The organism is Pedobacter sp. (assembly GCF_035566355.1).
Taxonomy (GTDB): Bacteria; Bacteroidota; Bacteroidia; order Sphingobacteriales; family Sphingobacteriaceae; genus Pedobacter.
In genome coordinates this window covers 1-5,729 of sequence record NZ_DATMRL010000480.1, presented here as the reverse complement: position 1 = coordinate 5,729, position 5,729 = coordinate 1, and the positions used below count along the sequence as shown (strand labels likewise).

Sequence of the window (5,729 nt, the reverse complement as noted above, 5' to 3'; positions counted from 1 at the left end):
ACTGAAAACGGCCTGGCAGTCCACATCTCTTGACTTCGTGATAGACCCGGATGCAGAGTCTCCCTCTGTAATAAATAAGGTAGTTTCGTATCTTTTATCGTGCGTAGTATTAAAGTGAACCTTACAGTCTCTGAGTTTTTTATTGTGTAAAGATGCTTTTTTTGCCCGGTCATTGGCTAATTTCTTGATTCCGGCAATATCCTTCCGTTCCCTTTCAGATTGCAGGATCCTTTTTAGTAAAGCATCTGCAACTTCCTGATTTTTGTGCAAATAATCATCCAGTTCCTTTTTAACAAAATCATTGATAAAGGTACGTACCGAAGGCCCCTCAGGCCCCATATTTTGTGACCCTAACTTGGTCTTGGTCTGAGATTCGAATACCGGTTCCTGTACCCGGATGGAAATTGCAGCAATAATAGAAGCCCTGATGTCTGAAGCATCATACTCTTTCTTATAAAACTCCCGGATGGTTTTGACCACAGCTTCCCTGAAGGCTGCCTGATGTGTTCCCCCCTGTGTGGTATGTTGTCCATTTACGAAAGAATGATAATCTTCTCCATATTGCTGGCCATGCGTCATTGCAATTTCAATATCATGCCCTTTCAAATGTATGATGGGATACCGGATGCTTTCCACATCCGCTACTTTATGCAGAAGATCATATAATCCCCGCTCGGATAAATACTTTTGTCCATTATAATTTACAGTAAGGCCAGTGTTGAGGAAAACATAATTCCAAACCATGCTTTCCACAAAAGCAGATATGTAATGATAATTTCTGAATATGCTTTCATCCGGGTAAAAGGTAATAGCCGTACCGTTGCGCTGTGTGGTATCGATGATCGGATGTTCGATCACAATTTCCCCTTTAGAGAATTCTACCTTCTTTGTTTTCCCATCGCGGTAGGACTGTACAACAAAACTGGTAGATAAAGCGTTCACCGCTTTTGTACCCACTCCATTTAAACCAACTGACTTTTGGAAAGCATTACTATCATATTTTCCTCCCGTATTGATTTTGGATACGCAATCGATTACTTTACCCAAAGGAATACCTCTTCCATAATCACGTACATTCACCTTATGTTCAGAAACCGTCATCTCAATCGTACGTCCGGAGCCCATTACAAACTCATCAATAGAGTTATCAAAGATCTCTTTCAGTAAAACATAGATCCCATCGTCCTGAGCTGAGCCATCGCCCAGCTTCCCAATATACATTCCGGGACGTAATCTGATGTGTTCTTTCCAGTCGAGGGACCGTATACTGTCATCGTTATAAATAGGTTCTGCCATGATGTTTATTGTGTAGAACTACAAATTTAATGAATAAGCAGGGCTTATCCTTCACAAAGTTTCAACAAATACACATTTTACATTATCTTCATCAAAAATTCCCGGATACCTAGCGAAAATCGTTTACAATGCCTGTCAAAACACTTCCACTCAAAAAAGAAATCGCATACGCTTCAGGCATGATGGGATGGAGTATCATGACCAATATCATTATTGTCATGCTTCCTTATTTTTATCTGCCACCAAACAACTCTGGTTTGAGTCCCCTGGTTCCGCAACTGTTAGTGTTCGGTGCATTTAATATTCTTTCCCTGATTGCAGCCTCCGGACGTTTATTTGATGCCTTGTATGATCCCTTTATTGCTTCTCTAAGCGACAGCAGTAAAAATCCAAAAGGACGACGAATCCCCATCATGCGTTATGCCATTGTTCCCGCGGTTGTTTTTTGCGGTCTGGTATTTCATCCATTGGTTAACGGAGAAAGTACCTCCAATGCCTGGTGGCTTACTTTTATGCTGGCCGGATTCTTTATTTCGCTGACAACCTATATCATCCCATATAATGCATTGCTTCCTGAACTTGCCCACAATCCTGAAAAGAAAGTCCGGCTTTCGACTTATCAGCAGGTGGGTTTCGTTGTTGGGATGATCATCGCTGCACTATGTAACAATTATGCAGATCTGCTGCAGGATATCTTTGGCATTTCTGACAGGACACTCGCCCTTCAATATACCATGTGGGGACTTTGCATTCTTGCCGGCGTGGTCATGATCATACCCGTAGTTGCCATCGATGAAAGAGAATACAGTGAGGCAAAGCCCACGCATATTCCATTAATTCCAGCCATTAAAAACACATTCAGAAATTCCAACTTTAAATATTACCTGATTTCTGATTTCTCTTATTATATCGCGCTCAGCATTATTTCCAGCGGATTACTTTTTTTTGTTACCGTATTGCTTGGCCTTCCTGATTCTGACGGCGGCAAGTTTATGGGGATAATGGTCATCCTGTCCCTGGTTTTTTATCCCTTTATCAATTATGGCGCTAAAAGATTCGGAAAAAAACCACTGGTTATGATTGCTTTTGCAGTGCTCAGCCTCATTTTTGTCACGATCTATTTTCTTGGAAGACTTCCTTTTTCATCCACAGCACAAATGTATATCATGGTGAGTTGTGCTTCTTTTCCCCTGGCAGCGCTTGGCATTTTACCTAATGCTATCCTTGCAGACATTGCTCAAAACGACACGGAAGAAACAGGAGAAAACCATGAAGGTATGTTCTTTGCCGTAAAATATCTGTTTGTCAAATTAGGTCAGACCCTTGGTATTGCTGTCTTTGCCATGCTCACCATCTATGGCAAGGACCCGGGAAAAGATTATGGACTTCGCTTGAACGGAGTTGTTGGCTTTGTTCTTTGTGTTTTTGCTCTGCTTTTTTTCAGCAGATTTAAAGAAAAAAAATAACCTAAATTTATCCGTACATTTGTACGGAATTGAAATCTATTCTTTTCGTTCCATTAAACATTAAATACATACACATTGTTATTCAAAGAATTAAATCTGATTGAGCCAATTCTAAATGCGCTGCAAACAGAAGGTTATACTCAACCAACCCCCATACAAGAACAATCCATCCCAACTATATTAAAAGGCAAAGATCTATTGGGCTGTGCACAAACCGGAACAGGTAAAACTGCGGCTTTTGCCATTCCCATGCTGCAATTGTTATATAAGCCCCACAACAATACCAAAGGGCCAAAAACCATCAAGGCATTGGTTCTTACACCAACCAGAGAGCTGGCAATTCAAATTGAGGAAAGTTTCAAAGCTTATGGAAGAAACCTGCCTTTAAAGTATCTGGTGATCTTTGGCGGTGTTGGTCAGAAAGCACAAACAGATGCCCTTCACAGAGGAGTTGATATTTTAGTCGCCACACCTGGAAGACTATTGGATCTGATGGGACAAGGCTTTATCAGCTTGCGCGATCTGGAAATATTTGTATTGGATGAAGCCGACAGAATGCTGGATATGGGATTTATCCACGACGTTAAAAAGGTAATTGCCAAACTTCCTGCACAGAGACAAACCTTATTTTTCTCTGCAACCATGCCTGGTGAAATTCAGAAATTGGCCAATACCATTTTAACGGACCCAACAAAAGTAGAAGTTACACCTGTTTCTTCCACTGCAGAAAAAATACAGCAAGCCGTTTATTTTGTTACTAAAAATGATAAACGCAGTTTACTAAACCATATCCTTCAGGACAAAAGTATCGAAACAGCATTGGTCTTTACAAGAACCAAACATGGTGCAGACAAAGTAGTTAAAGACCTGATCAAGTCCGGCATCAGAGCCGAGGCCATCCACGGCAATAAATCACAAAATGCAAGACAAAGGGCTTTAACAAATTTCAAAGCCAGAACCACCCGCATTTTAGTGGCCACAGATATTGCTGCAAGAGGAATTGATGTAGATGAACTGACTCATGTGATCAATTATGAACTACCAAATATTCCCGAGACTTATGTCCATCGGATTGGCCGTACCGGCCGTGCGGGTTTAAGTGGTATTGCCTATTCATTCTGTGATGCAGAAGAAAAAGAATATCTAAAGGACATAGAAAAATTGATTGGTCTTTCGGTTCCTGTAGCCGAAGACAATCCTTTTGCCATGAGCTGGCAGAGTTTAATGGCTACGGCGGAAAAGCCAAAGGCTAAAAGCGGAAACCGCGGCGGCCAAGGCGGAAGACAAGGTCAGCCTAATGGTAAACCACAAGGACAACGTCAGGACCGGGAACCAAATTTAAGCGGAGCAAAAAGAACGCCAAGCAGTGGTTCCAGAAGGTGGAGCAGCAAAGGAAAACCAAAAACTTAAGATCTATAGAATACAAAGGCCGGACAAAAATCCGGCCTTTGTATTGATATCATTAAAGAAGATCTATTGTAAGACAAAAGTCATTGCAATGGTCGGATCATCGACGCTCGTCATCTTGCCATAGGTATTTTCACCGTCAACATAATAGTCAAAAGAAACCCGGTTGGCCAGTATAAAATCATGTAACTTGACTATAATCTTGCCTGCATAACCGCCCGATGGTGCAGACAACAAGGTAAATTTATATACACCATTTGCATCCATCGTATAAGTATAGGTCGAAGTCGTTACCCAGGTACTGGCTCCTCCGCTTTGACTGGTATGCGCATTAATTGTCAATCTCTTATTGACTACATTCCAGGCAAAATTTATCCGTCCATAGTTAAATACATATCCGGTAACTGCAGAAGTAGTCAGGTTATTATGAAAGTAATTTAAAATGGCGGCTCCATTAGCTGACGTTCCTTTATAGATGGTCTTAAACTCAGAAAGCATTCCACTATATTTACTGCCCCACAATTGATAAAGCGGAACTAAAGGCGTAGCTGAACTTTTGAGGATATATTCCTTTCCAGTCGTATCATATACCGCCAATGTTGTCTCGTTTTTCCAAACAAATTTCACAAAGCTGATGCCTTGGAAAACCAGGCCCTTATTGAGAATTACAGCGCCATCCAGCGTAAAATTAAATTTCTCAGTATTTGATGCCACAGTAGTGCCATCTGCCAAAACTCCCGTAAAATCTACCCTCTTGCCATTATCAAGATCATTTGTCATATTGGGTGTTATCCCAATCTTCAATGTAGCATTGCCCGAAGCCAACTCTATGTAGGGGTTCTTAGTCATGGCAAAAAAGTTTTTAAATTTATTAATCGCCGTTTTATAACCTCCTGCTTCATAAATGGCTCTTTGTGCCGCAGTGGCTTTAACCAATTTAAAAGGCTGCCGGTATTTTTTTCCAATAAGAACTATACTGTCTGCAGTTGACCGGTCATATATAAACTCTACATCGCTGCTATATCCAATCTTACTTGCCCCTCCCATAACTTGTGAATCCGGATCATCCAACATCGATATGTAGTTATAGGTATCAAAAACCAGATCTGTTCCCATATCCTGTTTAATCCTGTAATATGACTTTCCTACCTCCGCAGCGCTTTGGTCTGTCATATCAGCATACATTTTAACATTTTGATCTTTATCAAAACTCACGTAAAAACCATACCCGCCCCCTGCACTGGTAGGTAAAGAGGCAATCCAGCCATTTTCAGCGGATGTTAATATATTAGAAACTAAAGCCATCTGCTCTCCAACCCGCTCCTGAGGCGTCTTATCAAATTTAGCAACGTAGGATGTTTTTTTGCAGCCCATCAATAATGATAAGAGTGCAATAAAAAATAATAATCTCTTCATTTTGTCTTAAATAAATTAATAAGCTAATGGTCCATAAAAATAATTTGCAGGGCTACCTTTCACAGAGAAACCACCATATTTCATATAGTTATCTGCATTAACACTTACAGGAAGCCAGTCTGCTACAAAAGTATTGCTACTTAA

The 5,729-nt window shown here is 40.7% G+C and carries 4 protein-coding genes; 2 read left to right on the top strand and 2 right to left on the bottom strand.

The features are described from left to right. Positions 1-1,296, bottom strand: a 1,296-nt coding sequence (locus VNZ46_RS18735; RefSeq protein ID WP_325561551.1) for an ATP-binding protein, incomplete at its 3' end; no start/stop codon positions are given. Positions 1,297-1,424: 128 nt separating this feature from the next. Here VNZ46_RS18735 and VNZ46_RS18730 point away from each other — a divergent pair. Together VNZ46_RS18730 and VNZ46_RS18725 are read left to right on the top strand one after the other, a co-directional pair. Beyond that, positions 1,425-2,762, top strand: a complete 1,338-nt coding sequence (locus VNZ46_RS18730; protein ID WP_325561550.1) for an MFS transporter — start codon at positions 1,425-1,427, stop codon at positions 2,760-2,762. Between the two features lie 75 nt (positions 2,763-2,837). Further along, on the top strand, positions 2,838-4,172 hold the full coding sequence (locus VNZ46_RS18725) for a DEAD/DEAH box helicase (RefSeq protein WP_325561549.1): 1,335 nt from the start codon (positions 2,838-2,840) through the stop codon (positions 4,170-4,172). Positions 4,173-4,235: 63 nt separating this feature from the next. Here VNZ46_RS18725 and VNZ46_RS18720 read toward each other — a convergent pair whose 3' ends face one another. Beyond that, the gene (locus VNZ46_RS18720; RefSeq protein WP_325561548.1) at positions 4,236-5,585 is read right to left on the bottom strand and encodes a DUF4302 domain-containing protein; all 1,350 of its coding nucleotides are present in this window, start codon (positions 5,583-5,585) and stop codon (positions 4,236-4,238) included. Positions 5,586-5,729: the final 144 nt, after the last annotated feature.